The organism is Pantoea sp. EABMAA-21 (assembly GCF_030053335.1).
In the GTDB taxonomy this organism is placed as follows: Bacteria; Pseudomonadota; Gammaproteobacteria; order Enterobacterales; family Enterobacteriaceae; genus Pantoea; species Pantoea communis.
Window position 1 is genome coordinate 14,689 of record NZ_JASGBX010000014.1, and the last position, 25,589, is coordinate 40,277.

24 protein-coding genes are annotated in these 25,589 nt (G+C 54.6%); 14 read left to right on the top strand and 10 right to left on the bottom strand.

Features of this window, described 5'->3' with window-relative positions; genetic code table 11:
- The first annotated feature begins 1 nt into the window (after position 1).
- The 3 genes from rnr to QMZ65_RS18865 all read left to right on the top strand — a co-directional run bounded on the left by rnr (position 2) and on the right by QMZ65_RS18865 (position 5,171).
- Positions 2-2,452 (top strand): ribonuclease R, encoded by a 2,451-nt coding sequence (rnr, locus tag QMZ65_RS18855; protein ID WP_283216502.1) that lies wholly within the window; start codon positions 2-4, stop codon positions 2,450-2,452.
- Positions 2,453-2,718: 266 nt separating this feature from the next.
- Positions 2,719-3,453 (top strand): 23S rRNA (guanosine(2251)-2'-O)-methyltransferase RlmB, encoded by a 735-nt coding sequence (gene rlmB / locus QMZ65_RS18860; protein WP_034829342.1) that lies wholly within the window; start codon positions 2,719-2,721, stop codon positions 3,451-3,453.
- A gap of 89 nt (positions 3,454-3,542) precedes the next feature.
- The gene (locus QMZ65_RS18865; RefSeq protein WP_283003478.1) at positions 3,543-5,171 is read left to right on the top strand and encodes an isovaleryl-CoA dehydrogenase; all 1,629 of its coding nucleotides are present in this window, start codon (positions 3,543-3,545) and stop codon (positions 5,169-5,171) included.
- Here QMZ65_RS18865 and bsmA read toward each other — a convergent pair.
- Positions 5,145-5,471 carry a biofilm peroxide resistance protein BsmA gene (gene bsmA, locus QMZ65_RS18870; RefSeq protein ID WP_097119492.1) on the bottom strand — a complete coding sequence of 109 codons (327 nt, stop codon included), beginning with the start codon at positions 5,469-5,471 and terminating at the stop codon, positions 5,145-5,147. The genes QMZ65_RS18865 and bsmA overlap by 27 nt on opposite strands.
- Positions 5,472-5,526: 55 nt before the next feature.
- Positions 5,527-7,458, bottom strand: coding sequence for a methyl-accepting chemotaxis protein (locus QMZ65_RS18875; RefSeq protein ID WP_283216503.1), 1,932 nt, complete (start codon positions 7,456-7,458; stop codon positions 5,527-5,529).
- Positions 7,459-7,618: 160 nt separating this feature from the next.
- Here QMZ65_RS18875 and yjfP point away from each other — a divergent pair, with 160 nt between their 5' ends.
- Complete coding sequence (gene yjfP / locus QMZ65_RS18880; RefSeq protein ID WP_097119493.1) at positions 7,619-8,368, top strand: esterase; 750 nt, start codon at positions 7,619-7,621, stop codon at positions 8,366-8,368.
- Between the two features lie 47 nt (positions 8,369-8,415).
- On the opposite strand, the gene QMZ65_RS18885 is transcribed toward yjfP, so the two are convergent.
- Positions 8,416-8,622, bottom strand: a complete 207-nt coding sequence (locus QMZ65_RS18885) for a hypothetical protein (protein ID WP_034829327.1) — start codon at positions 8,620-8,622, stop codon at positions 8,416-8,418.
- A gap of 383 nt (positions 8,623-9,005) precedes the next feature.
- Here QMZ65_RS18885 and rpsF point away from each other — a divergent pair, with 383 nt between their 5' ends.
- From rpsF to rplI, 4 genes are read left to right on the top strand one after another with little or no spacing between them, the layout of a single operon-like run.
- Positions 9,006-9,401, top strand: a complete 396-nt coding sequence (gene rpsF / locus QMZ65_RS18890; protein ID WP_034829324.1) for a 30S ribosomal protein S6 — start codon at positions 9,006-9,008, stop codon at positions 9,399-9,401.
- 6 nt (positions 9,402-9,407) lie between these two features.
- A complete protein-coding gene (gene priB, locus QMZ65_RS18895) occupies positions 9,408-9,725 on the top strand; it encodes a primosomal replication protein N (protein ID WP_034829319.1) in 318 nt (105 codons plus the stop codon).
- A 4-nt stretch (positions 9,726-9,729) separates the two neighbouring features.
- Entirely contained in the window at positions 9,730-9,957 is a 228-nt protein-coding gene (gene rpsR / locus QMZ65_RS18900; protein WP_002210155.1) for a 30S ribosomal protein S18, read from the top strand.
- A 39-nt stretch (positions 9,958-9,996) separates the two neighbouring features.
- Positions 9,997-10,446 (top strand): 50S ribosomal protein L9, encoded by a 450-nt coding sequence (rplI, locus tag QMZ65_RS18905; protein ID WP_034829315.1) that lies wholly within the window; start codon positions 9,997-9,999, stop codon positions 10,444-10,446.
- 58 nt (positions 10,447-10,504) lie between these two features.
- Here the strand turns inward: rplI and QMZ65_RS18910 are convergent, their stop codons facing one another.
- Positions 10,505-11,161, bottom strand: coding sequence for a LysM-like peptidoglycan-binding domain-containing protein (locus tag QMZ65_RS18910; protein WP_160834422.1), 657 nt, complete (start codon positions 11,159-11,161; stop codon positions 10,505-10,507).
- A 214-nt stretch (positions 11,162-11,375) separates the two neighbouring features.
- Here QMZ65_RS18910 and bamJ point away from each other — a divergent pair, with 214 nt between their 5' ends.
- Complete coding sequence (bamJ, locus tag QMZ65_RS18915; protein ID WP_038644441.1) at positions 11,376-11,996, top strand: BamJ family beta-barrel-assembly machinery protein; 621 nt, start codon at positions 11,376-11,378, stop codon at positions 11,994-11,996.
- Between the two features lie 58 nt (positions 11,997-12,054).
- Here the strand turns inward: bamJ and QMZ65_RS18920 are convergent, their stop codons facing one another.
- Entirely contained in the window at positions 12,055-14,001 is a 1,947-nt protein-coding gene (locus QMZ65_RS18920; RefSeq protein ID WP_097119497.1) for a bifunctional 2',3'-cyclic-nucleotide 2'-phosphodiesterase/3'-nucleotidase, read from the bottom strand.
- A 293-nt stretch (positions 14,002-14,294) separates the two neighbouring features.
- On the opposite strand from QMZ65_RS18920, the gene cysQ reads away from it, so the two are divergent.
- A complete protein-coding gene (gene cysQ / locus QMZ65_RS18925; protein ID WP_097119498.1) occupies positions 14,295-15,041 on the top strand; it encodes a 3'(2'),5'-bisphosphate nucleotidase CysQ in 747 nt (248 codons plus the stop codon).
- 111 nt (positions 15,042-15,152) lie between these two features.
- Here cysQ and QMZ65_RS18930 read toward each other — a convergent pair whose 3' ends face one another.
- Positions 15,153-15,707, bottom strand: coding sequence for a YtfJ family protein (locus tag QMZ65_RS18930; protein ID WP_211728485.1), 555 nt, complete (start codon positions 15,705-15,707; stop codon positions 15,153-15,155).
- 313 nt (positions 15,708-16,020) lie between these two features.
- On the opposite strand from QMZ65_RS18930, the gene QMZ65_RS18935 reads away from it, so the two are divergent.
- Positions 16,021-16,227: a DUF1107 domain-containing protein gene (locus QMZ65_RS18935; protein WP_031280153.1), complete on the top strand. Its 207-nt coding sequence runs from the start codon at positions 16,021-16,023 to the stop codon at positions 16,225-16,227.
- Positions 16,228-16,314: 87 nt separating this feature from the next.
- Here the strand turns inward: QMZ65_RS18935 and paeA are convergent, their stop codons facing one another.
- Positions 16,315-17,652, bottom strand: coding sequence for a polyamine export protein PaeA (gene paeA, locus QMZ65_RS18940; RefSeq protein ID WP_034829259.1), 1,338 nt, complete (start codon positions 17,650-17,652; stop codon positions 16,315-16,317).
- Positions 17,653-18,101: 449 nt separating this feature from the next.
- Here paeA and tamA point away from each other — a divergent pair, with 449 nt between their 5' ends.
- The 3 genes from tamA to QMZ65_RS18955 are packed head-to-tail and all read left to right on the top strand — an operon-like array spanning position 18,102 to position 23,964.
- The gene (tamA, locus tag QMZ65_RS18945) at positions 18,102-19,841 is read left to right on the top strand and encodes an autotransporter assembly complex protein TamA (RefSeq protein WP_283216504.1); all 1,740 of its coding nucleotides are present in this window, start codon (positions 18,102-18,104) and stop codon (positions 19,839-19,841) included.
- The gene (tamB, locus tag QMZ65_RS18950; RefSeq protein ID WP_160834417.1) at positions 19,838-23,608 is read left to right on the top strand and encodes an autotransporter assembly complex protein TamB; all 3,771 of its coding nucleotides are present in this window, start codon (positions 19,838-19,840) and stop codon (positions 23,606-23,608) included. The genes tamA and tamB overlap by 4 nt, the downstream gene beginning before the upstream one ends.
- A gap of 2 nt (positions 23,609-23,610) precedes the next feature.
- Positions 23,611-23,964: a gamma-glutamylcyclotransferase family protein gene (locus tag QMZ65_RS18955; protein WP_034829253.1), complete on the top strand. Its 354-nt coding sequence runs from the start codon at positions 23,611-23,613 to the stop codon at positions 23,962-23,964.
- Between the two features lie 54 nt (positions 23,965-24,018).
- Here QMZ65_RS18955 and ppa read toward each other — a convergent pair whose 3' ends face one another.
- From ppa to QMZ65_RS18970, 3 genes are all read right to left on the bottom strand, one after another.
- On the bottom strand, positions 24,019-24,549 hold the full coding sequence (gene ppa / locus QMZ65_RS18960; protein ID WP_283216505.1) for an inorganic diphosphatase: 531 nt from the start codon (positions 24,547-24,549) through the stop codon (positions 24,019-24,021).
- 100 nt (positions 24,550-24,649) lie between these two features.
- Entirely contained in the window at positions 24,650-25,099 is a 450-nt protein-coding gene (locus QMZ65_RS18965) for a DUF441 domain-containing protein (RefSeq protein ID WP_038644476.1), read from the bottom strand.
- A gap of 67 nt (positions 25,100-25,166) precedes the next feature.
- The gene (locus tag QMZ65_RS18970; protein ID WP_283216506.1) at positions 25,167-25,580 is read right to left on the bottom strand and encodes a lysozyme inhibitor LprI family protein; all 414 of its coding nucleotides are present in this window, start codon (positions 25,578-25,580) and stop codon (positions 25,167-25,169) included.
- Positions 25,581-25,589: the final 9 nt, after the last annotated feature.

Sequence of the window (25,589 nt, forward strand, 5' to 3'; positions counted from 1 at the left end):
AATGTCAAAAGATCCTTATCAGGATAGAGAAGCAGAAAAGTACGACAACCCCATTCCAAGCCGCGAATTTATTCTGGCGCTGTTAGAAAAGCGTGAGAAACCCATCAATCGCGATGAAATTGCCCAGGAATTGAATATCACCAGCGAAGAGCAGCTCGAAGCGCTGCGCCGTCGTCTGCGCGCCATGGAGCGTGACGGTCAGCTGGTGTTTACCCGTCGTCAATGTTACGCCCTGCCAGAACGCCTCGACTTACTGCGCGGCAAAGTGATTGGCCATCGTGATGGCTATGGCTTCCTGCGCGTCGAAGGCCAGAAAGATGATTTCTATCTCTCTGCTGAGCAGATGAAATTTTGCCTGCACGGTGATGTGATTCTGGCACAGCCAGGCAGCGCGGATCGAAAAGGTCGTCGCGAGGCACGCGTGGTGCGCGTGCTGGAACCCCGTAACAGCCAGATCGTTGGCCGTTACTTTACCGATGCCGGCACCGGTTTTGTGGTGCCGGATGACAGCCGCCTGAGCTTCGACATCCTGATTCCGCAGGAAGAAACCCAGGGCGCGCGCATGGGCTCGGTAGTGGTTGTAGAGATCGTCCAGCGCTCAACCCGTCGCACCAAAGCCATTGGTAAGGTCACCGAGATTCTCGGCGATAACATGGGCACCGGTCTTGCGGTCGATATGGCGCTGCGCACCCACGAGATCCCACATACCTGGCCAGAAGAAGTTGAGAAAGAGATTTCGAAACTGCAAGAACAGGTGCCTGAAGCGGCTAAGAAAGGCCGCGTCGATCTGCGTGAGTTACCGCTCGTCACCATCGATGGTGAAGATGCGCGTGACTTCGATGATGCCGTTTACTGCGAGAAAAAACGCGGTGGTGGCTGGCGTCTGTGGGTGGCGATTGCGGATGTCAGCTATTACGTGCGTCCAGGCACGGCGTTAGATGACGAAGCGCATCAGCGCGGCACGTCGGTTTACTTCCCGTCACAAGTGGTGCCGATGCTGCCGGAGATCCTCTCCAACGGTTTGTGCTCGCTGAACCCGCAGGTGGATCGTCTGTGCATGGTGTGCGAGATGACCATCTCTTCCAGCGGCAAGCTCACCGGCTATAAGCACTACGAGGCGGTGATGAACTCCCACGCGCGTCTGACCTACACCAAGGTGTGGAACATTCTGCAGGGCGATACCGAGCTGCGTGAGCAGTATGCCGCGCAGGTGAAACACCTTGAAGAGCTGCATCACATGTATCAGGAGCTGGAAACCGCACGTGAGCAGCGTGGCGGCATCTCCTTCGAAACGGAAGAGGCCAAATTTATCTTCAATGCGGAGCGTCGTATTGATCGCGTTGAACGTACCGTGCGTAACGATGCGCACAAGCTGATCGAAGAGTGCATGATTCTCGCCAACATCGCCTCGGCGCGTTATGTTGAGAAGCATCAGGAACCGTCACTGTTCCGCGATCACGATCGTCCAACCGAAGATAGCATCAAAAGCTTCCGCACCGTATTGAACGAGCTGGGCTTGAGCCTGTCAGGAGGCGCGAAACCGCAGCCTGTCGACTATGCCGAATTGCTCAAGCAAGTGGCCGATCGCCCGGATGCAGAAATGCTGCAAACCATGTTGCTGCGCTCAATGAAGCAAGCGGTGTACGATCCTGAAAACCGTGGTCACTTTGGCCTGGCGTTGCAGTCCTATGCACACTTCACCTCACCGATTCGCCGTTACCCTGATCTGCTGCTACACCGCGCGATCAAATACCTGCTGGCGAAAGAGCAGGGCACGCTGAAAGGCAACACTACGCCAAACGGCGGTTATCACTACGATATGCAGCAGATGTTGCAGCTCGGCCAGCACTGTTCGATGACCGAACGCCGTGCCGATGAAGCCACGCGTGATGTTGCGGACTGGCTGAAATGCGACTTCATGCAGGATCAGGTTGGCAACGTGTTTAGCGGCGTGATCTCCAGCGTGACCGGTTTTGGCTTCTTTGTGCGTCTCAACGATCTGTTTATCGATGGTTTGGTGCACGTCTCTTCACTGGATAACGACTACTACCGCTTTGATCCGATTGGTCAGCGTTTGATTGGTGAATCCGGTGGCCGTACTTATCGTCTGGGCGATACGGTGGAAGTACGTGTTGAAGCGGTTCACATGGATGAGCGCAAAATCGATTTCGCGCTGATTTCCAGTAAGCGTGCGCCGCGCGGTGAAGGTAAAACCGAGCGCGAACGTGAGAAGCGCGGCGGCAAGCCACCGGCCAGACGTCGTCGCGATGCGGGTAAGAAGGGCACATTCGAGCCAGATTCAGCGTTCCGCAGCGAGAAGAAGCAGCATGCGCCTGCTGAAAAATCGGCTAAAACTGAGAAAAAAGGCAAAAAAGTCTCTGAGAAAACCCGTAAAATCGCCGCCGCCACCAAGGCCAAGCGCGGGTCGAAGAAGAAACCTAACGAAGCTTGAGGGTTGGCTCGCGAAGCCTGAAGACCTGATCGCACTTTGAAGGTGGGGTCGCCTTAAACGGCGCCCCAAAGTTAGGCTAGCGTGCTTTGATGGCGCCCGCTCGACAGATCATGGATAAGTGCGTAGTGATGGCGACTTTAAGTTAGTTCAGCGTGTTGTGACGACGAGCGTACGTTAAATCAGCACGTTTTGTAGGGTGCGCAGTTATGTGCACCGAAATTAATACTCAAATTTTCAAATCGATACATCCAACCTTGAGCAAACAAATGAGTGAAATAATTTTTGGTATTCATGCCGTGCAGGCGCTGCTGGAACGTGATCCTCAGCGTTTCCAGGAAGTCTTTATTCTCAAAGGCCGTGACGATCGTCGCCTGCAGCCGCTGATTGCCGCACTGGAAGCTCAGGGAATTGTGGTTCAGGTGGCTAACCGCCAATGGCTCGACAGCCAGGTGGAAGGCGGTGTGCATCAGGGCATCGTGGCACGCGTCAAGCAGGGTAAAAACTATCAGGAAGGCGATCTGCCGGATCTGCTGCAAAGCCTGGAAAAACCGTTTCTACTGGTACTGGATGGCGTTACCGATCCGCATAACCTCGGTGCCTGCCTGCGTAGCGCCGATGCGGCGGGCGTGCATGCCGTCATCGTGCCGAAAGATCGTGCCGCCCCGCTGAATGCCACGGCGAAAAAAGTCGCCAGTGGTGCAGCAGAGAACGTGCCATTGATTCGCGTCACCAACCTGGCACGTACCCTGCGTTTATTGCAGGAGTACAACATTTGGGTGGTTGGCACCGCAGGTGAAGCCGATCACACCGTGTACCAGAGCAAAATGACTGGCCCGATGGCGTTGGTGATGGGTGCGGAAGGCGAAGGCATGCGTCGTCTGACCCGTGAACACTGCGATGAGCTGATCAGCATCCCAATGGCGGGCAGCGTCTCTTCACTGAACGTCTCTGTCGCCACCGGCGTCTGCCTGTTCGAAGCGGTACGCCAGCGTTTGGCGTGATCCCCACCGCAAAAGTGTTTCTGAGCCAGGCATAACTGCACATCCCCCTCATACTTGAACCATGCGTTTTATGAGGGAGATGCCACATTATGACCTGGACAACCCACAGCGTTTTCAATCAGCCCCATCCTCTCAGTAACAGCAATTTATTCACCCGCGATATCGCTTTGTGCGAGGCAGTGGCACGTGAGGGTGCTGGCTGGGACCGCGAATGGCTGGCCTCTGTCGGACTGCAACTCGGCAGCGCGGAATCGCTGGAATTAGGTCGGCTGGCGAATACCCAACCGCCTGAGCTGCAGCGCTATGACGCACGCGGTGAACGGCTGGACGAAGTGCGCTTTCACCCGGCCTGGCATCTGCTAATGCAGGGACTATGCGCCAGCCGCTTGCACAACCTCAGCTGGCAGCCCGATGTGCAGCCCAATGCGATGGTGGCGCGTGCAGCGCGATTTATGCTGCATGCTCAGGTCGAAGCGGGTTCGCTCTGTCCGGTGACCATGACTCACGCCGCCATTCCGCTACTGCAAAATCATCTGCCGGAAGCCTACGCGGATTGGCGCGAGGCGCTGCTGAGCGATCGCTACGATGCGCATCACCTGCCGGGCAACAAAAAGCGCGGCCTGTTGATTGGCATGGGCATGACCGAGAAGCAGGGCGGAACCGATGTGCTCAGCAACAGCACGCGCGCGGAACCGATTGGTGTGCACGGCACAGGCGAGCCTTATCGCATCACCGGTCACAAATGGTTTTTCTCTGTGCCGCAAAGCGATGCGCATCTCATTCTGGCGCAGACTTCGCAAGGGCTGAGCTGTTTCTTTCTGCCGCGTCTGCTGCCTGATGGCACGCGCAACGCCATTCGCATCGAGCGCCTGAAGGACAAGCTAGGCAACCGCTCCAACGCCAGCGCCGAGGTGGAATTTCAGGATGCGATTGGCTGGCTGATGGGCGAAGAGGGCGATGGCGTGCGGCTGATCCTGAAAATGGGCGGCATGACACGCTTTGATTGCGCATTGGGCAGCCATGGCTTAATGCGCCGCGCCTTATCGATTGCCCTGCATCACGCGCAGCAGCGTCAGGTGATGGGCAAAAACCTTAGCGATCAGCCATTAATGCGCACCGTGCTGGCGCAGCAGGCATTGCAGTTAGAGGGGCAAACCGCGCTGCTAATGCGATTAGCGCGTGCATGGTCCACCCCCGCCAGCGAGCACGAACGTTTATATGCGCGACTGTTCACCCCCGCCGCCAAGTTTGGCATCTGCAAAGCGGGCATGCCGTTTGTGGCAGAATCGATGGAAGTGCTGGGCGGCATCGGCTATTGCGAAGAGAGTGAACTGCCGCGTCTGTACCGTGAGATGCCGGTTAATAGCATCTGGGAGGGTTCTGGCAACGTGATGTGCCTCGACGTGCTGCGCGTGCTGGGTCGCCAGGCGGACGTCATGACCATGCTCAACGATGAATTTGAAGCGGTAAAAGGTAGCAATCGCCACTTTGATCGTCGCTGGCGCCAGTTAAGGCTGCAGCTCAACCATGTGCGGGAAGGTATGGCACGTGAGGTGACGCAGGAACTGTTACAACTGGCGAGCGCGGCGATTCTGTTAAAAGTGGCAGAACCGCCGTTGGCTGATGGCTGGTGCGATCAACACCTGGATATGCGGGGGCGGCGTTCGTTGAGTGACGACCTCTGCACGCGCTTACTGTTGCGCGCCAGCGCTGGTTGAAGGCGCACCATAGAGAATCGCAGTACCGTACCAAAAACCGGGCAGCGTGGTTTCATCCAGCATCAGGATTTGGTAGTAAACCGCGCCCGCCTGATTCGCGCGTGCGGCCAGTGCGCGCTCGGCATCATCCGGTGAACCACGGGTAGAGACCGTAATATTGCCCAGCTTGCGCAAGCCATAGCTTTGCGCGCGGCTGATTTCCTGCGCGTGGCTGGTGGGCGGCGGTGGGGCTTCCGGCGTGGTTTTAAACGCAGCACATCCGGTTAGTAATAGGCTCAGCACCAGTAAAAAGCGACGCATAACACGCTCCTGGAAAGGAAGATGGCTCCAGTTTAGGCCATCTTCCTTCTTCACATCAGTCTTTAAGATGAAAAACACTCACCAGCTGCGTCAAATGATGACCTTGCTGGCTTAGCGTCTGCGCGGTGGTTTCCGATTGGGTGATCATATCGCTGCTTTGGTGCGTCGCCTGGCCAATATGATTCATCGCCAGATTAACCTGACCAATGCCCGCTGCCTGCTCTTGTGCGGCGATATTGATCTCGCCCATCAGCGTTTTCACCTGCTCAATATGGCTGACGATATGCTGCATTGCATCGCGCGTTTGCTCGGACAGCGCATGGCCAGCCGCTACTTTATCGATGGAGGTGGCGATCAAGTTATCGATCTCTTTAGCCGCATTGGCACTGCGTTGCGCCAGCGCACGGACTTCCGCTGCGACCACGGCAAAGCCTTTGCCATGCTCACCGGCACGCGCCGCTTCCACCGCCGCGTTAAGTGCCAGAATATTGGTTTGGAAAGCGATCGATTCAATCACATGGGTGATATCAGCAATGCTCTGTGAAGCCACGCGGATCTCCGCCATAGTTTCGACCGAGCGTGCCACCGTACTGCCGCCATGATTGACGGTGCTGGCCGCTTCACCGACCAGCGCCATCGCCTGGCGGACGTTGGCCGCGGTTTGCGCCACCGTCGCGCCAAACTGCTCCATGCTGGCAGAGGTCTCTTCCACGCTACTCGCCTGACGATTGATCTGTTCGCTAATGCTGGAGCTGCTGGCGGCGATAGTGTCAGTGCCACGACTGATATCGCGTGCCGCATAGCGAACCTGACTCACCACTTTTTCCAGCCCATCGCCGATACCGTTTATGGCCGCGACCAGTTGACCGATTTCGTCACGGCGGGTGGAATCCAGATGCGCCTGCAAATTACCGGCCGCATACTGCTCTGCCAGATGAATCACCTGCTGCAACGGGCGCGTAATGGCGCGTCGGCTGTACCAGATAAAGCCCACGGCAAAAGCGATGACCAGGGCAAGCCCAATGACGATAAACAGGTTACGGCTCTGGGTTATAGGGGCCAGCAGGCTGGCACGACTCACTTCTCCGGCAATAATCCAGTTCCAGCCCGGCAGTTGCTGCCACGCCAATAACTTAGTCTCGCCATCGAGCTCAATACTCATTAACCCTTTTGGCTGGGTTAACAGTTGCTGCTGGACGGTCTGATCCCAACGCGGCAATTTGCCTTCTGATTGACGATCAAACAGATACTGTCCCTGCGTGCTGCCGGTGGCACCGTTCAACACAAAGAAGTTGCCACTGTCGCCGAGATGGCGCGCCAGCACTTTGTCGCGCATCAGGGCGTATTGCGTATCGATCTGTACGCCAACGAACAGAATAGCGATCACCGCGCCGCTCTCATCCTGCACCGGCTGATACTGGGTGATATAACGATGGCCAAACAGCGTGGCCAGTCCGCGATAAACTTCGCCCTGATTGACGTTGCGCCATGCCGCGCTGCTGCGATCCAGTTTGGTGCCGATGGCGCGGTTACCGTCCTGTTTTTTCAGCGAGGTAGCAATACGGACATAGTCTTCACCGTCACGCACAAAGATGGTCGACACCGCACCGGTGCGATCGAGAAAATCATCCACCGCGATTTGATCGAGGTTGAGGGTTTTCAGCCCGGCGCGCAGCGTAGGCGTGCTGAATTCGCCGACCTGAATGCGATCGTTCTCATCACGACTAAAGCGCTTGGGCAGGAAGCTCTGGAAAAGTTTGGTGTAGTTCGCCACTTCTTCAGACAACGTGGCGTTAAACATGGTGGCCATTTCATTAATGCCCAGCACCTGATTTTGCATATCGTCAGTCGCCAGCTGCTCCAGTTGACGGGCCGCGTTATGACTCAGTGTTAGGGTCAGGGTAAACAGCACAATCGCCACGCTTAAAGACGTCAATACAGACAGTTTAATGCCGAGACCCATGGCGCTGAGAGAGAGACGCTTCATAAAGTACCTATTTCAAGACTATTGGAGGGGTACAAGATCAACGGCAAATGCGGCAAAAGGTTTAGTACAGAAATTATTCTGATTAAATGTGAAGTCGCTCGCGTTTTGTCGCTCAGCGCTTACACTGTGACGGGTGATAATCATTCTCAACGGAGGCGGTATGATTGAGTTGGCAACGGAAAACCTGGCAGGTATTGAGTGTATCCATGCGGCTCCCGCAGGACAGCGGCAGGCACGGTTACCCACCATCCTGTTTTATCACGGCTTTACCTCATCCAAAGAAGTGTACAGCTACTTCGCGGTGGCGCTGGCGCAGGCTGGGTTCCGCGTCGTGATGCCGGATGCCGACATGCACGGCGCGCGCTACAACGGGGATACTGAAGCGCGTATGACGCACTTTTGGGAGATCCTCAAACAGAACATCGACGAAGTACCACAGTTAGAAGCGGCGCTGCGTGAGAAAGATTTGATTGCCGATGAGCGCTTTGCAGTGGCTGGTGCTTCGATGGGCGGCATGACGGCGTTGGGCGCGATGGTGCGCTATCCGCAGATTCATAGCGTCGCTTGTATGATGGGCTCCGGTTACTTTATGCAGCTCAGCCACACGCTGTTCCCACCGCTGGTGGCGCGCACGCCAGAACAGAAAGAGGCCTTCGCTGCTCGCCTCGCGCCGCTGGCACCTTACGATCCCAGCCAGCAACTGGATAAGCTGGCCAATCGCCCGCTGCTGTTATGGCACGGTGAAGCCGATGAGGTGGTGCCGTTCGCTGAAACCGTCCGGCTGGAGAAAGCGCTGCGTGAAGCCGCGTTGAACGAAAAAATGACCTACCTGTCGGAAAAGCACATCGGCCACAAAATCACGCCTTCAGCCCTGACTGCACTGGTGAGTTTTTTCAAACATCAGCTGTAGAAACAACTCGGGCTGGCAAAGTGAGCCAGCCCGTTACGTCATCCGATTTACAGTTGTGAAGACAGACGATCTGCTGCACTGGTATTCGCACTGACTGGGTTACTGCCAGGCGCATCCAGCCGGTTGACATAGACATAGCCTGAAGCCGCATTGCTGCTGTTACTTCTCATCTGCTGCGCGTAGTCAGCGGAGCTGGCGAAAGCGGGTGGAGACAGGAAGAGACCCAGTAAAGTGGCGAAAATGATGGTTTTCATATTCGACTCCTCACTCCAGGGATTACACTCTCAGACGCCGCGAATAAGCCAAACCGTTGCGCCTGTAAATAGTTTAGTTCTTCGCCACATTGATGCCAGATCGCCCTGTTGAACGCCTCCATCAGCAATTTTGAATAAACCCTCGCTAACCCGCTGAATCTTAATCCTTAGCACAAAAGGTGCGCTTAACTGGCACGACCCACGCGATTTGATGAATTGTGCGCTTGAGTTTCCAGGGGGACGCCAGTATGATTACGCGTCAATTTTTCAGCTGCATTCAGAGGTGTGTTTCATTTAAATGATTCACAACCTATAACGTTCCTTGCTTCCATGGGCCGCAGCTGACCCCGACAGGAGGCTGAATAATCCGTAAGGAGCTATCGATGCGTCATTACGAAATCGTATTTATGGTCCATCCTGACCAGAGCGAACAGGTTCCAGGTATGATCGAGCGTTACACTGGTGCTATCACCGGTGCACAGGGCACGATTCACCGTCTGGAAGACTGGGGCCGCCGTCAGCTGGCTTACCCAATCAACAAACTGCACAAAGCTCACTATGTTCTGCTGAACGTAGAAGCACCGCAGGAAGTGATTGACGAGCTGGAAACTAACTTCCGCTTCAACGACGCCGTTATCCGCAGCATGGTTATGCGCGTTAAGCACGCGGTAACTGAAGCATCTCCGATGGTTAAAGCGAAAGATGAGCGTCGTGATCGTCGCGAAGACTTCGCTAACGAATCATCAGATGACTCAGATGCTGGGGATTCTGAAGAGTAATCCGACATGACGGCAAATCGACTGCGCCTGTCAGGCACTGTGTGCAAGACGCCAGTTCGAAAAGTCAGTCCGTCAGGGATTCCTCACTGCCAGTTCGTGCTTGAGCACCGTTCTGTGCAGGAGGAGGCCGGTTTTCACCGGCAAGCCTGGTGTCAGATGCCGGTGATTATCAGCGGCAGCACCCATCAGGTGATTACTCAACATATAACGGTCGGTACGCAACTCGTTCTCGAAGGTTTCATTAGCTGCCATCAGGCACGCAATGGTCAGAGCAGAATGGTGTTACATGCCGAGCAGATTGAATTGATAGATTCTGGAGACTAGCCAAATGGCACGTTATTTCCGTCGTCGCAAATTCTGCCGTTTCACCGCGGAAGGCGTTGTAGAGATTGATTACAAAGATATCGCTACACTGAAAAACTACATTACCGAAAGCGGTAAAATTGTCCCGAGCCGTATCACCGGTACTCGTGCAAAATACCAGCGTCAGCTCGCTCGTTGCATCAAGCGCGCTCGCTACCTGTCCCTGCTGCCATACACTGATCGTCATCAGTAATTGGTAGTTGTCCATTAACGACTTTAAGAGGATAAGGTAATGCAAGTTATTCTGCTTGATAAAGTAGCAAACCTGGGCAGCCTGGGTGATCAGGTTAACGTTAAAGCGGGCTACGCTCGTAACTTCCTGGTTCCACAGGGCAAAGCTGTTCCTGCTACCAAGAAAAACGTTGAGTTCTTCGAAGCGCGTCGCGCTGAACTGGAAGCCAAACTGGCTGACGTTCTGGCTGCTGCTAACGCACGTGCAGAGAAAATCAATGCACTGGGCACCGTTACCATCGCGTCTAAATCAGGCGACGAAGGTAAACTGTTCGGTTCAATCGGTACCCGCGACATCGCTGATGCAGTAACTGCAGCTGGCGTTGAAGTGGCTAAGAGCGAAGTGCGTCTGCCAAACGGCGTTCTGCGTTCTACCGGTGAGCACGAAGTTGACTTCCAGGTTCATAGCGAAGTGTTCGCTAAACTGGTTGTGAATGTAGTGGCTGAGTAATTTTTTACTCGGTAACGCGAAAACGCCGGCCATGTGCCGGCGTTTTTGTATCTGCGATTTACTGAGCGCGGATAAAGCTGCCGTCGGGCTGGCGAGTAAATAACACCGGGCCGTTGCTGCCATCCACCGTTAATCCTGTCACCACGCCTTGCGCGTTCTGACGAACCTTCACCTGCTGGCCATTCTTCAATGCGCTAAGCGGCTGATCGTCACCCTCGACGCGTGCCATCGCGAACACATCATTCACCGGCAGATTATTGTCGCGGAACAACTGTGCCAGCGTCTGACCTGATGCCACCGTGTAGTTATGCCATTCGCCCTGAGAATCGGTTTTCGGTTGGGTGTTCTGCGGCTGCTTGTTATCGTAAATCTCTGCCTGTAACGGCACCTCTTTGCTGCTGTTATCTGCCGGGCGCTCAATCGGATATTGCGGCGTACTGCTCGGCCAGAGAAACGCTAATAGCAGAACCAGTAAGGCAATCACAATGCCACGGCGATGGAAGGCCGGTAGCGGGTTCATCCAGCGCACATCATCCAGCAGATGCCAGACGCGCAGCAGCACGGCGGGAACGCGGGAAGGGGTATCAGAAGCCATTCGTGAATCCTCCTCGCTGGCGGCCTTGCGCGAAAATTGCGGCAGCCAACGTTGCAACCTCGATAAAGTAAAAGCACGCGGTGCGCGCGTCCTGCGGCGTCGTGGGGCGATCTGGCCCATGTATTCTCTCTTTCTTAGCGCTGTACGACGAAAACGTTGCCACAGCTATAGTATGGGCAATGCGGGCGCGAAGTGCCTGCCAGCATTGAAAGATTTGACCTGCGTATTGTTTCTCTTTCCCTGGTAAATGTCATCTGCGGCGCTGCAGATTTTACGCCAGCCGCCTGCGCTGTTATGCTGCCGTTTCTATTTTCTCCGGGATTAAGGAATCAAGATGACCACCCCTTCATTCGACAGCGTCGAATCACAAGCAAGTTACGGTATCGGTTTACAGGTCGGCCAGCAGCTGCAGGAATCTGGACTGCAGGGCCTGCAGCCAGAAGCACTGCTCGCGGGTCTGCGCGACGCGCTGGAAGGGAACTCACCGGCTGTGCCTGTTGACGTGGTACATCGCGCGCTGCGTGAAGTGCACGAACGTGCAGAAGGCGTGCGCCGTGAGCGTGTGGAAGCCATGGCGGCTGAAGGCCATAAATTCCTGGAGCAGAATGCGCAGCGTGAAGGCGTGAGCAGCACGGAATCTGGTCTGCAGTTCAGCGTAATCGCTCAAGGTGATGGCCCGATTCCATCACGTCAGGATCGTGTCCGTGTACACTACACAGGCAAACTGATCGACGGTACGGTATTTGATAGCTCAGTGGCACGTGGCGAACCGGCTGAATTCCCGGTAAGCGGCGTGATCGCGGGCTGGATTGAAGCGCTGACCCTGATGCCAGTGGGTTCTAAGTGGGAATTAGTGATTCCACAAAACCTTGCCTACGGCGAACGCGGTGCTGGCGCATCCATCCCGCCATTCAGCACCCTGGTATTCGAAGTCGAGCTGCTGGAAATTCTGTAATCTGAATTTTTCGTAGTGGATGGCCAGTCGTGAATGACTGGCCATTTTTTTGCCAATCTTACTGCTTCTGCAAATCTACCTGCCAAATCGCAAAACCGATCTCGTCACTGCCCACGGCTTTCATCGGATAATCAGCGTACTTCTCAATAAACTGCGTGGCTTTCTCGCCCGGTGCGGTTTCGAAGCGAATATCCAGCGGCGTATCACTGTGAATCGGCGCTAAACGCCAGTTATGATCGGCCTGCGGTTTCACTTCGCCGTGTACTTTGGTTTCGCTGCTGATATAAGCCGCGACCACTGAACGGTTCTCATCTGGTGAAGCAAACGCCACGTATTTATCGCCGGTGCCGGCAAACTTCCCGCCGTAAGCACGATAGTTGTTAGTGGCGACGAGGAATTCCGCATTAGGGTCGATGGGCTTACCCTGCCATATCAGATCCTTAATGCGTGAAGCGTCTTTGTTAATCAACGTACATTCGCCGTCATAGCGTGCAGGCTGCGTCACATCGATTTGGTAATCGACGCCATCAATCACGTCGAAGTTGTAGGTGCGGAAATCCCAGTTAATCAGTGCCTGCGGTTTACTGCTGTGCGGATCGATCTGATTAAACTGCGCGGCTGAGCATTCCAGCCACTCTCTCACCTGTGCACCGGTGACTTTCATCACCACCAGGGTATTCGGATAAAGATACAGGTCGGCGGCATTGCGGAAGGTCAGTTCACCTTTCTCTACTTCGGTATAGCTGGCGGGATCGTTTTTACGCCCACCGGCTTTAAACGGTGCGGCAGCCGAAAGCACTGGCAAGCGGCCGAGATCGGGATCGCCCTGAATAAAGTGCTCAACATAGGCGCGCTGGGCATTATTCACGATCTGCACAGTGGGATCGTCCTGCACCAGCGACAGATAGCTGTACATTACATCGGCGGATTTACCGATAGGCTTAGCAACAAACTCACGCGTGGCACGGTGATCCTGCTCCAGCACTTTCACCAGACCGCTGTCTTCTGCGGCCAGTGATTTTTTAGCAACCGGATCGTAAATGGGCCGCGCTTCAGCCTTGCCCTGCATGACCTGCCACTTGCCGCCTTCGTTATTCAGCACCAAATCGACCACGCCGAGATGATCGCCCCACATGCCGGGCATCACTGCCGGAACACCGTTCAGCGTGCCTTGAGCAATGTCAGCGCCTTTAATGGCTGCGAACTCTTTGCTGGGGAACACCGCATGCGCGTGACCAAACATAATGGCGTTAATCCCTGGCACCTGGCTGAGGTAGTAGACGGAATTCTCTGCCATGGCGTGATAAGGCTCACTGCTTAAACCTGAGTGCGGAATGGCGATGATTATTTCAGCACCTTTTGCGCGCATTTCCGGCACATAGCGCTTCGCTGTTTCCGTGATGTCATCAACGCGCACTTTGCCCTGCAGATTGTTGCGATCCCACACCATAATCTGTGGTGGAACGAAGCCGATGTAGCCAATTTTTAAGCGATGCGGGTTACCGCTGCGGTCGGTAACGGTGGTTTCTTTGATGAGATAGGGGTTAAACAGCGGTTTTCCGCTTTTTTCATCGATAATGTTGGCATTCACATAGGGAAAGCGTGCCCCGGCAATCGCTTTCTGCAGATAGGGTAAGCCGTAATTGAATTCGTGATTGCCTAAGTTGCCTACTGCGTAATCCAGCGTGTTCATCGCTTTATATACCGGATGCACATCGCCTTTTTTCAGCCCCTTAGCGGCCATGTAATCGCCCAGCGGGCTGCCCTGAATGATGTCGCCGTTATCGACCAGCACACTGTTTTTTGCTTCTGCGCGTGCCTGTTGAATCAGCGTGGCGGTGCGCACCAGGCCAAATTTCTCAGTTGGTGTGTCTTTGTAGTAATCGAAATCCATCATATTACTGTGTAGATCGGTGGTTTCCAGAATGCGCAGATCCACTGTAGCGGCTTGCACCGTGGCCGCCGTCACACACAGCGCCAGTAACGACATGCTCGCTTTGAACATGATTTGCTCCTTGTCTGATCTAATGGGCCTCTCAAAATAATGTAAAACAATGACGAATTATCATTTCAATTTGTGATGTGTCTCAGACTTTCACGCATCAGCAGGCTTCGCTGTCCGCTAAAAAGGGATTCAGTATCACGCCATAGCCGCCAACCTTGAACTATGGTATTGATAATCATATAGATTGCCGTTTCAGACAGTTCAGCCGCAAAGCATGGGAACACAACTGCTAAAATGTGTAGAGGTGAGCTGTTGATGTCTGACAGGCAGAATCAGCGGAAAAGAGGTGAAGAATGTTAGATAAAATTAGCCAATTGGCGCGTGAAGCAGGCGATGCGATTATGCATGTCTATGCGGGTGAGCAGCCGATGGATGTGACGCGCAAGTCAGATGATTCGCCGGTCACGGCTGCCGATCTCGCGGCGCACAAAGTCATCGTGGAAGGGTTGGCCGCGCTCTCCCCAGAAGTGCCGGTGTTATCAGAGGAAGATCCGCCGAGCTGGGCGGTGCGTCAGAACTGGAAAAAATATTGGCTGGTGGATCCGCTGGATGGCACCAAAGAGTTCATCAAGCGCAACGGTGAATTCACCGTCAATATTGCCCTGATTGAAAACGGCAAACCGGTGTTAGGTGTGGTCTATGCGCCCGCGTTGGGTGTGATGTATTCGGCCGCTGATGGCAAAGCCTGGAAAGAAGAGGGCGACCATAAAACGCAGATTCAGGTGCGCGAGGCGCGTCCACTGCTGGTGGTTGTCAGCCGTTCGCATGCAGATAAAGATGAAGAGCTGAAAGAGTATCTGACGCAGTTAGGCGAACATCAAACCACGGCAATTGGCTCTTCACTGAAATTCTGTCTGGTGGCGGAAGGTAAAGCGCAGCTCTATCCGCGTTTTGGGCCAACCAACATTTGGGATACCGGAGCAGGTCACGCGGTGGCGATTGCGGCGGGAGCCCACGTGCATGACTGGCAGGGTAAAACTCTCGACTACACACCACGCGAATCCTTCCTGAATCCGGGTTTCCGCGTCTCGCTGTTTTAGTTCCTGACGCGCACTTTGCGAAAGAAGCCTGTGTTTTCGCTATTCATTCCGGGATGAATATAGAACACAAGCCGGGCAACACAGGGTCGCCATTAATGGCGACCTCCGTTTTTACTGCAACAGCTCACGGATGAGTTTCATCGCCTGCTGCACTTCATCCTGCGTAAGTGCACCCTCTTTGGCATATCGCACATGCCCGGTCTTATCCAGTACCACAATTGCCGAACCCCCTTTCTCCAACTGCCAGACCTTACGCACGTTGCCGTTGCTGTCGACGATAAATTGCGACCACGGATATTGCTGCTTGTTGCTCTCAATACTGCTGCGCACAAACATCCCCGTGCCGGGAATCGCATCGTCGGTGTTCACAATGGTGGTAGTCTGGTAACGGTCATGCGGGAATTTCGCCGCTTTGATCGCCTCAATCAGCGCGGCATTCTGTTCTTTGGCCGAAGAACGCCCGGCAATATGTAAGATGACACGCACTTTTCCACTCAGCTGCGCGCTATTCCACGGTTGGTAGCTAAACTTATCTTGTTGATAAAGCAGTTCGCCTCTGTCGCTCACGCCCACTGGCGGAACACGATCGCCGATCTTAAAAGCATGGGCTGAGACAAGGCTGGGAACCAGCAGTGCCAGGGCTAACACAGAGTGTGCCAAACGCATGGTGATACTCCTTAGTGATCCGACCAGTTATTCATGTTTTTGCAATATTAGGTGTGGATGATGCGCCTGTCGCGATGAGTTAACAGCTTTGCAACCCACGCCACAATTCCTTAATGAGTGAAGGTTTATACTGGGTTTTGTGAACGGCATAACAGAGTGTTCTGTAATAATGTGTCAATTCAGTAAAAAATTCACCTTTTCGGAACATACGTAACGATTGGTGTTCTATAGTTATGCCTCATTTGCGCTTCATGGGTTCGTACCGGATTTGGCAACGACGAAGCGTAGTACATCTGTTCAGGAGTTAGACAGTATGAAAATCTTCCAGCGCTATAATCCGCTGCAAATTGCGAAATACGTAAAAACGCTTTTTAAAGGAAGGTTGTATATCAAGGATGTTGGCGCGTTTGAGTTCGATAAAGGCAAAGTGATGTTGCCCCGCGTCAAAGATAAACAGCACCTTAGCGTGATGTCCGAGATCAACCGCCAGGTCCTGCGTTTGCAAGCCGAGTACAACTAAGCAGTAAAAAAGAAAGGGCGCCATGCAATCAGGCGCCCTCAGTAGCGGCGCGAGAAATCGCGCCTTGTTTTTTTCTGCCGCCCGGTACTACGGCGACTCCAGCTCATCAGTGGCGCTCTTCGTCACACTCAGCACCGGTGGACGATCGTCAATACGCGTCACCAGCAGCTGATCGATGCGATAACTGTCGATATCTACCACTTCAAACTTGTAACCTGAGAACTTGACGAAATCGGTGCGTTTCGGGATTTTGCGCAGCATGTACATCATAAAACCACCAATGGTTTCATAGTTGCCGGACTGTGGGAAATCATCGATATCCAGCACGCGCATCACGTCATCAATCGGTGTGCCGCCTTCAACCAGCCATGAGTTCTCATCACGTGCCACAATCTGCTCTTCCTGACCCTGGCCGACCAAATCACCCATCAGCGTGGTCATCACGTCGTTGAGGGTAATGATCCCCACCACCAGCGCGTATTCGTTCATGATTACCGCGAAGTCTTCGCCAGCAGTTTTAAAGCTTTCCAGCGCTTCAGAGAGCGTTAATGTGTCCGGCACAATCAGCGCAGAGCGAATCTGCACGCCGCTGCTCAGGGTCAGGCTCTGATTGCCCAGCACGCGCAGCAGCAGCTCTTTGGAATCGACATAACCGACGATATGATCGATGTCGCCATCACATACCAGAAATTTTGAGTGCGGATGCTGGGCGATTTTGGTTTTGAGGCTGTTTTCATCTTCGTGCAGATCAAACCACACCACGTTCTCGCGTGACGTCATCGAAGACGGGACGGTACGCGATTCCAGCTCAAAGACGTTTTCGATCAGTTCGTGTTCCTGTTTACGCAGCACCCCAGCCAGAGCACCGGCTTCCACCACCGCGTAAATATCGTCGGAGGTGATGTCGTCTTTACGCACCATCGGCAGCTTGAAGATGCGGAAAAACACGTTGGCCAGCCCGTTAAACAGCCACACCAGCGGACGCATCACCAGCAAGCAGAAGCGCATCGGGTTGATGATGCGCAGCGCCACCGCTTCCGGCGCGATCATCCCCACACGCTTCGGCGTTAAATCGGCAAACAAAATAAACAGGCTGGTGACCACGGTAAAGGAACAGATAAAGCTGAGCTGATCGGCCAGTTCAGGGGCCATAAAGCGGCTAAATAAACTGCTGAAGGCGGGGGAAAACGCGGCATCGCCGACAATACCACCGAGGATGGCCACGGCATTGAGGCCAATCTGCACCACGGTGAAGAACATGCCAGGCTGTTCCTGCATTTTCAGCACGCGCTGCGCATTGATGTTGCCTTCATCGGCCAGCAGTTTAAGTTTGATCTTACGGGCAGCCGCCAGCGAGATCTCAGAAAGAGAAAAGAATGAACTGATCACAATCAGTAAAAGAATGACAAGTAAGCTATCGAGCATAAAAGATCCGTTGGGTTAATCACTTGTCATTTTTGGCCTGGGCAGCGCAGGAGAACATCCAGTATTCGCCTGTCATACAGGGCTATCCGTGCCAAAAATGTCTGCGCCATTTCGACAAGGAACGTTAACGTCGGGGCAGAAAGGAAAGCAGGTCATGCCTGCTGGGTGCTGATTATAGCAGCAGCGCTTATGCCGCCGCCAGAGGCGCGCACAAGGAGGTCGGAATAATCCGAGTGCGCTCCCCTCAGTCGCAGAAGTGCGGCTTCGGTGTTGTATCGCTCCCCCCATTTACCGACAATAGGAAATGATTTGGCTTAGTGACCATTTTTCCTCAGCCATCCGCCAAAAAGAGCGGCTATGCTGATGGGTAAGCGAGTGGTGGTGATAGCCTCCGATGAGAAATAACGCCCCTGCGGAATAAGGGGCAGGCATTATTAACAGGAGTAAGCGTGCCGCGATTGCATATTTATTGTTTGGCCAGCCTGTTGCTTGCTGCACCTGCCGTTGAGGCAGCGAAAGTGCGCTTGCAGCTGGAGGGGCTAACCGGGGATTTACAGAAGAACGTCAGGGCGCGCTTGTCCACCATTGGAACTGACGAAGTGTCGAGTGATGGGCGCTTCCAGGCGCGTGTCTCGCAGGCGATTAAAGAAGGCTTGCGGGCACTCGGTTATTACGAACCCGAAATCGATTTCGAATCACGTCCCGCGCCGCCGCAGGGCGGTCGACCGGTGCTGATCGCCCACGTTAAGCCGGGCGAACCGGTGAAAATCGGTGGCAGCCACATCGTGGTCGAAGGTGCGGCGAAAAACGATGATGACTATAAAGCCTGGGTGAAGCAGGGCACGCCGAAAATCGGCACCCAGCTCAATCACGGCGAATACGACAAATTTAAAAATGGCTTCTCCAGCCTGGCACTGCGTAATGGTTACTTCGACGGTGACTTTAAGCAAAGCCAGCTTGGCGTTTCGGTCGAAAGACGCGAAGCATTCTGGGATATCGATTACGACAGTGGCCCGCGCTACCGTTTTGGCGATGTCAGCTTCCAGGGCTCGCAAATCAACGAAGCCTATCTGCGGAATCTTGTGCCGTTCAAAAAGGGCGACCCTTACAGCTCGCGCGATTTAGCGGAATTAAACCGCCGCTTGTCAGCCACGGGCTGGTTTAACTCGGTGGTCGTTGCCCCGGAATTCGACAAAGGTCGTCAGACCAAAGTGCTGCCGCTGAATGCCGCCGTTTCGCCACGCGTTGAAAACACCATCGAAGCCGGTGTCGGCTATTCCACCGATGTCGGCCCGCGCCTGAAAGGCACGTGGAAAAAGCCGTGGATCAACAGCAGCGGTCATAGCCTCACTGCCAGCTCCTATATTTCCGCACCTGAACAACAGCTCGATCTCAGCTATAAAGTGCCCTTGCTGAAAAGCCCGTTGGAGCAGTATTACACTTTCTCCGGTGGTTTGAAGCGTACCGATCTCAACGACACCAAAGCCGATACCACCACGCTGGGCGTGTCGCGTAACTGGGACAGCAGCTCCGGCTGGCAGCGCGCGGTTAACCTGAAGTGGAGTCTTGATCACTTTACCCAAGGCAGTGTCACCAACACCACCATGCTGCTCTATCCGGGCGTGAGTTTGAGCCGCACGCGTTCACGCGGTGGCTTGATGCCGACCTGGGGCGATTCGCAGCGTTATTCCGTCGATGTCTCCGATACCACCTGGGGATCGGATGTCGACTTCCTGATCCTGCAGGCGCAAAACGTCTGGATCCGTATGCTGGGCGAGAAAAATCGCTTTGTGGTACGCGGTAACCTGGGCTGGATCGAGACCAACGACTTCGACAAAGTTCCGCCGGATCTGCGCTTCTTCGCCGGGGGCGACCGCAGTATTCGCGGCTATAAATACAAAGATGTCTCGCCACGCGACAGTGACGGCAAGCTGACCGGTGCCTCCAAAATGGCCACCGGCTCGCTGGAGTATCAATACAACGTGACCGGCAAGTGGTGGGGCGCGGTGTTTGTCGATTCCGGTGAAGCGGTAAACGACATCAAACAGAGTGATTTTAAAACCGGTGCTGGTATTGGCGTGCGCTGGGCTTCTCCGGTCGGGCCAATCAAATTTGATATCGCACGGCCGATTGGCGATGACAAGGAACATGGTTTGCAATTCTATGTAGGACTGGGGCCTGAACTATGAAGCTGTGGAAAAAGGTCCTGATTGGATTCGGTATTTTTTTGGTGGTGCTGTTTGGCAGTGTGGCATTTCTGATTGGCACCACACCCGGATTGCATCTGGTGCTGAAAGGTGCCGATCGCTGGGTGCCCGGTTTATCGATCAACAAAGTCGAAGGTGGCTGGCGCGATCTGACGCTAAGTGGTGTGAAGTATGAGATGCCGGGCGTCAGCGTGGATGCTGGACGCTTCCATTTGGCGCTAAACCTGAACTGCCTGCTGCACTCGTCGGTGTGCGTGAATGACATCGGCTTGCAGGATGTCAGCGTGGTGGTCGACAGCAAGAAAATGGCCCCGGCCGCTGCACCACCGCCGCAGGAAGAGAGCGGTAGCACCAACCTGACCACGCCGTATCCGATAACGCTCAGCAAGGTCGGGCTGCACAACATCAACGTCAAAGTGGATGACACATCCATCTCGCTGCTGGACTTCACCACCGGCCTCAACTGGCAGGGTCGCGCGCTGACGTTAACCCCAACGCATATTCAAAGCCTGCTGATAGCGCTGCCGAAGGCGGCGAAAGTGGTTGATGAGCAAGTGGTGCAGCCGAAAGTGCAACAGCCGCAGCCGGATGAGAAACCCTTGGGTGAAACGCTGCAAGAGATGTTTGCCAAACCGCTGTTACCCGAACTGCCTGACTTCCAGCTGCCGCTGGATATTACCGTTCAGGAGCTGCTCGGCGAACAGCTGCGCCTGACCGGCGATAGCGATGTGTCGATTACCCGTCTGTTGCTGAAAGCCAAAACCGCTGACCGCCATCTTCAGTTAGAAACCTTTGACATCGATTCACCGCAAGGGCAGGTGAATGCCAGCGGTGATGCGCAGCTGGCGGATAACTGGCCAGTGAATTTCGCGCTGAATGGATCGCTGAATCTCGATCCGATCAAGGGCGAGAAGATCAAAATGAATCTCAGCGGGGCGATGCGTGAAGAGCTTAAGCTGGGGCTGAATCTCTCTGGCCCGGTCCGCGCACAGCTGGATGCCGCTGCGCAACCGGCGGTGGCGGGTCTGCCACTGTCACTGAAACTCACCAGCCCGGAGTTGCGCTGGCCGCTTACCGGCCCGGTGCAGTATCAGGCGGATAACCTCGATTATCAGTTCAAAGGCAAAGCCACTGATTATGTGATGTCACTGCGCACCGCTGTGAAAGGCGAAGCCGTGCCGCCGGCGACCATTGCGCTTGATGGCAAAGGCAACGTGCAGCAGTTCAGTCTGGACAAGCTGCGCGTGGCGGCACTGCAGGGTAACGTTGATTTAACCGCGCTGGTGGACTGGAGCAAAGCCATCAGCTGGCGCAGCGAACTGACGCTATCCGGCATCAACACCGCCAAACAGTACCCGGACTGGCCTGCCAAACTCGACGGCAAAATCGCCACGCGTGGCAGCCTGTACGGCGGAAGCTGGCAGCTGAGCGTGCCGCAGCTGGAGCTGAAAGGGAACGTGAAGCAGAACGCCGTCAGCGCCAATGGCTCACTCACCGGCAACAGCTATAACCAGTGGAAAATCCCGGGCATTAATATCGCGCTGGGCCGCAACCATCTGGACGTGAAAGGTGAACTGGGCGACACGCTCAACCTGGATGCCAATATCGATGCACCGCACCTGGATAACGCACTGCCGGGACTCGGCGGCGTGGCGAAAGGCACGGTAAAAGCACGCGGCACCTTGCAGGCACCGCAGCTGCTGGCCGATCTCACTGCAACCGGCTTGCGCTGGCAGCAACTGCAGATTCGTCGTGTGGCGCTGGAAGGAGATGTGAAATCCAGCGATCAGATCGCCGGTAAGCTGCAGCTGCGCGTTGAGCAACTGCAACAGGACGCGCTGAAGATCAATCTGTTGACGCTGAATGCGGACGGCAACGAGAAGCAGCATCAGCTCAAGCTGAACGTGCAGGGCGAGCCGGTCTCCGGCCAGTTGGCGCTCAACGGCAGCTTTGATCGCAAAACTGAACGCTGGCAGGGCAATCTCAACAACACCCACTTTGATACCCCGGTGGGCGAATGGCGTCTGACGCGTGCGATGGCGATTGATTACCTCAACACTAAGCAGACCGCCTCTATCGGGCCACACTGCTGGCAGAACCCGAACGCGCAGCTGTGCGTACCCGAGCCGATTGAAGCCGGGGCCAGCGGTCACGCCCATGTGGTGCTGAACCGCTTTGATCTGGCGATGATCAAACCGTTCCTCACCGATGCCACCAAACTGAACGGTGTGTTCAGTGGGGATGCGCGTGTGAACTGGACCGCCGACGGCGCGCTGCCAACCGGTACGGTCTCGCTGAAAGGTAACGGCGTGAAAGTCGAACAAGACGTGCAGGGCAACACGCTGCCGATCGCCTTTGACACGCTTAACCTGAATGCCGCGATGCGCAACGGTCGTGCCCAACTCGATTGGCTGATTCACATCGTCAACAACGGCCAGCTGAGCGGTAATGTGCAGATTGCCGATCCGCAAACCCGTCGCCAGCTGTCAGGTAATATTGGTATCAGCAATCTGTCGCTGGCGATGTTCAATCCGGCGTTGATGCAGGGTGAAAAGATTAAAGGCAACCTCAACAGCAACTTGCGTCTGGGCGGCACACTGCAACAGCCGCAGGTGTTTGGCCAGTTGGGGTTGAGCGATGTCAACGTGCAGGCCAGCTTTATGCCGGTCACACTCACCTCCGCCAATCTGAACATGGTGTTCAATGGCATGAGTTCGACGCTTAACGGCCTGTTACAGACGACGCAGGGCAACCTCAATCTGGGCGGCAATGCCGACTGGAGCCAGCTGGATAACTGGCGTGCGCGCATCACCGCGCAGGGCAACCGTATTCGTGTCACCGTGCCACCGATGGTGCGTATGGATGTCTCGCCAGACCTGGTGTTTGAAGCCACGCCAGCCGCGTTTAATCTGGATGGCAAAGTGGATATTCCGTGGGCGCGCATCACGGTGCAGGAAGTGCCGGAAAGCGCCACTGGCGTCTCCTCGGATGAGGTGATGCTGGATAAAGATCTCAAGCCGATTCAACCGAAGACCGCCGCCATTCCGATCAACAGCAACCTGGTGATCCATGTCGGTAACGATGTGCGGCTGTCAGCCTTTGGTCTAAAAGCCAAGCTGAATGGCGATCTTAAACTGGTGCAGGATAAAACCGGTCTGGGCTTAAACGGACAGATCAATATTCCTGATGGCCGCTTCCACGCTTACGGGCAGGATCTGATTGTGCGTAAAGGCGAGTTGCAGTTTGCCGGGCCGCCAGATCAGCCGTACGTTAACCTTGAAGCGATACGTAACCCGGAAGCCACCGAAGATGATGTCACCGCCGGTATTCGCGTCACCGGCCTGGCCGATGAGCCGAAAGTCGAGGTGTTCTCTGACCCCGCCATGTCGCAGCAGGAAGCGCTTTCTTACTTATTACGCGGTCAGGGACTCAGCAGTGATGGCGACAGTAATGCATTAACTTCAGCACTTGTGGGGTTAGGGGTTGCACAAAGTGGTCAGGTTATGGGTAAAATCGGCGAGACATTCGGCGTCAGTAACCTCGCGCTTGATACCACCGGTGTAGGCGACAGCCAGCAGGTGCAGGTGAGCGGTTATGTACTGCCGGGTCTACAAGTAAAATACGGTGTTGGCATATTTGATTCACTGGCGACGTTAACCTTGCGTTACCGCCTGATGCCCAAACTCTATTTGGAAGCCGTGTCCGGTCTCGATCAGGCACTGGATTTGCTCTATCAGTTTGAGTTTTAGCAATGCGAATAATTGTCTACGGCAGTTTACGGCGCAAACAGGGAAACAGTCACTGGATGACGAATGCGCAATGGCTCGGCGACCATCAGATTGAAGGGTTTGCGCTCTACAATCTGGGTCACTATCCGGGCGTCGTTGAAGATGAGGGAACCGTCTTCTGCGAAGTGTATCGCATCGACGCCAGCACGCTTGGCGAACTCGATGCCTTGCGCACCAAGAATGGCGAATACAAACGCCAACTCATCCAGACGCCTTACGGCAGTGCCTGGCTGTATGTCTATCAGCGTTCGATTGCGGGTCGCACCCGCATTGCGAGCGGTGACTGGCTAAAGCGCGACGACGCACCCGAGGCATAAATAAAAACACCGTCCATTGGACGGTGTTTTTTTATGCTTGCGAGGCAGAGAAGATTATTTCTTCTGTGCGCGCTCGTAAGAAGAGATGATTTCAGCTTTGGCCGCTTCAGCGTTGTCCCAGCCGTCAACTTTTACCCATTTGCCTTTTTCCAGATCTTTGTAGTGCTCGAAGAAGTGGGTGATCTGCGCTTTCAGCAGTTCTGGCAGGTCGTTCACATCTTTGATGTGATCGTATTCTTTGCTCAGTTTGGCGTGCGGAACCGCAACCAGTTTGGCATCTTCGCCAGACTCGTCGGTCATTTTCAGCACGCCAACTGGACGGCAGCGAATCACTGAGCCCGGCACCAGCGGATACGGGGTTGGTACCAGCACGTCAACCGGATCACCATCCAGAGACAGGGTGTGGTTGATGTAACCGTAGTTGCACGGATAGAACATGGCGGTAGACATGAAACGGTCTACAAACAGGGCGCCAGACTCTTTGTCCACTTCATATTTGATCGGATCGGCATTCGCTGGGATCTCGATAACGACATAGATATCTTCTGGCAGTTCTTTACCTGCAGGCACCTGGTTCAAACTCATCTGGCTTTCCTTCATTGGTCGTATGTTGAGTGACGGCTATTATAGCCAACTGACTCTGAAAGTATGCCCCCTTTTTGGCGTTTCGGAATGCTCCAACGGCCTACTTCGCGGTGACAAACAGCGAGACAATCCCTGCAGCAATCAGTGGTCCGACCGGCACACCACGGAAAAAGGCCACGCCAATCACGGTGCCGATTAACAATCCACCAATCACTGATGGCTGCACGCTCATAAAACTGACGCCGCGCCCGCCCAGCCAGGCAACAAACACCCCGACAATGATCGCCACGATCGATTGCCAGTTAGCAAATGACTTCAGCAAGGATGAAGCGGGCAACGTCCCACTTGCCAGTGGCGCCATCACTGCGACAGTTAGAATAATAATGCCGATCTGAATGCCCTGTTTTTCCACATACGGGAAGAACTGAGACAGCGGTGTCAGCTTGATGGCGAGCAGGATCAGAATGGAAATGGTAACGGCACTGTTATGAACGAAATAGCTCAGGACGGCGAGGCAGACCAGAATGATGGTAGAGGCATAAGCAGCCATGTTTTCTCCCTGAAGATGGATGCGCAGGTCAGTGCCTGCGCTGACGTTTTTTTAACGCCACCATTTATCAACAATCATCGGGATTGGCGCAACTGCCTTTGTTCATTGATTGCAACATTAAAGCCTGATTCCGCACCAGATTAACGCCCTGAGCCCCGATGGAAAGGGCTGCCATGCTGCCCTGGCGACTCATAAAATAGCTGCGGCTGGCCTCCATCCAGCTATCGCGATAGGCCAGCCACGCGCGTTGGGCAGCACGTAATTTGTCTTTAGGTTCGCCAGTTAATTTTTTCATCATCTGGTTGTACTGCATATTCATCTCTTTATCCCAGGCCTTATTGGCGCTGCCGTAGCACTGGGACATGCCCGCGGTGCTGGATTCCTTGTCCAGACACTGCTGTAGCTGCTGGTCGAGCGGATGCGTCTGCGCCATAACCATACTACTGGCGAACAGACCGGCAATCGGGAGCCACTTTTTCATCATTTCATT

Coding starts and splice junctions, on each gene's coding strand:
- rnr (WP_283216502.1), top strand. CDS start 2: ATGTCAAAAGATCCTTATCAGGATAGAGAAGCAGAAAAGTACGACAAC.
- rlmB (WP_034829342.1), top strand. CDS start 2,719: ATGAGTGAAATAATTTTTGGTATTCATGCCGTGCAGGCGCTGCTGGAA.
- QMZ65_RS18865 (WP_283003478.1), top strand. CDS start 3,543: ATGACCTGGACAACCCACAGCGTTTTCAATCAGCCCCATCCTCTCAGT.
- bsmA (WP_097119492.1), bottom strand. CDS start 5,471: ATGCGTCGCTTTTTACTGGTGCTGAGCCTATTACTAACCGGATGTGCT.
- QMZ65_RS18875 (WP_283216503.1), bottom strand. CDS start 7,458: ATGAAGCGTCTCTCTCTCAGCGCCATGGGTCTCGGCATTAAACTGTCT.
- yjfP (WP_097119493.1), top strand. CDS start 7,619: ATGATTGAGTTGGCAACGGAAAACCTGGCAGGTATTGAGTGTATCCAT.
- QMZ65_RS18885 (WP_034829327.1), bottom strand. CDS start 8,622: ATGAAAACCATCATTTTCGCCACTTTACTGGGTCTCTTCCTGTCTCCA.
- rpsF (WP_034829324.1), top strand. CDS start 9,006: ATGCGTCATTACGAAATCGTATTTATGGTCCATCCTGACCAGAGCGAA.
- priB (WP_034829319.1), top strand. CDS start 9,408: ATGACGGCAAATCGACTGCGCCTGTCAGGCACTGTGTGCAAGACGCCA.
- rpsR (WP_002210155.1), top strand. CDS start 9,730: ATGGCACGTTATTTCCGTCGTCGCAAATTCTGCCGTTTCACCGCGGAA.
- rplI (WP_034829315.1), top strand. CDS start 9,997: ATGCAAGTTATTCTGCTTGATAAAGTAGCAAACCTGGGCAGCCTGGGT.
- QMZ65_RS18910 (WP_160834422.1), bottom strand. CDS start 11,161: ATGGGCCAGATCGCCCCACGACGCCGCAGGACGCGCGCACCGCGTGCT.
- bamJ (WP_038644441.1), top strand. CDS start 11,376: ATGACCACCCCTTCATTCGACAGCGTCGAATCACAAGCAAGTTACGGT.
- QMZ65_RS18920 (WP_097119497.1), bottom strand. CDS start 14,001: ATGTTCAAAGCGAGCATGTCGTTACTGGCGCTGTGTGTGACGGCGGCC.
- cysQ (WP_097119498.1), top strand. CDS start 14,295: ATGTTAGATAAAATTAGCCAATTGGCGCGTGAAGCAGGCGATGCGATT.
- QMZ65_RS18930 (WP_211728485.1), bottom strand. CDS start 15,707: ATGCGTTTGGCACACTCTGTGTTAGCCCTGGCACTGCTGGTTCCCAGC.
- QMZ65_RS18935 (WP_031280153.1), top strand. CDS start 16,021: ATGAAAATCTTCCAGCGCTATAATCCGCTGCAAATTGCGAAATACGTA.
- paeA (WP_034829259.1), bottom strand. CDS start 17,652: ATGCTCGATAGCTTACTTGTCATTCTTTTACTGATTGTGATCAGTTCA.
- tamB (WP_160834417.1), top strand. CDS start 19,838: ATGAAGCTGTGGAAAAAGGTCCTGATTGGATTCGGTATTTTTTTGGTG.
- QMZ65_RS18955 (WP_034829253.1), top strand. CDS start 23,611: ATGCGAATAATTGTCTACGGCAGTTTACGGCGCAAACAGGGAAACAGT.
- ppa (WP_283216505.1), bottom strand. CDS start 24,549: ATGAGTTTGAACCAGGTGCCTGCAGGTAAAGAACTGCCAGAAGATATC.
- QMZ65_RS18965 (WP_038644476.1), bottom strand. CDS start 25,099: ATGGCTGCTTATGCCTCTACCATCATTCTGGTCTGCCTCGCCGTCCTG.
- QMZ65_RS18970 (WP_283216506.1), bottom strand. CDS start 25,580: ATGAAAAAGTGGCTCCCGATTGCCGGTCTGTTCGCCAGTAGTATGGTT.